General features: G+C 31.4%; 1 protein-coding gene. It reads left to right on the top strand.

Annotated features, from left to right (window positions below):
* Positions 1 to 34 precede the first annotated feature (34 nt).
* On the top strand, positions 35 to 261 hold a 227-nt coding region (locus SB717_RS37100; protein ID WP_410908096.1), incomplete at its 3' end, for a hypothetical protein.

Here is a 261-nt window from a genome sequence, read left to right as displayed (position 1 = left end):
AGGAACAAATAGTTCGGGTTCTGATGTTTGGCAATTGATACCTAGAGATGTGTATTTTTCAAATGGTGAATCAATTACATACGATTATAATTTTAGCATTCAGTCGTTTACGATTTTTGTCGGAGGAGACAATATTGCAAGTAGACCTGCTTATTTAAACAATCAGGTGTTTAGATTTGTTATTATTCCTTCTTATTTGGCTTCTACAGTAAACAAAAGTAATTATTTAGAAGTAATGAAAGCAGCTAAGTTAAATGAGAG

Origin of the sequence: Priestia sp. SIMBA_032, from assembly GCF_046535215.1 — a bacterium.
Taxonomy (GTDB): Bacteria; Bacillota; Bacilli; order Bacillales; family Bacillaceae_H; genus Priestia; species Priestia aryabhattai.
Note: the sequence above shows the minus strand (reverse complement) of the source record. Positions and strands in the feature narration are given on the sequence as shown.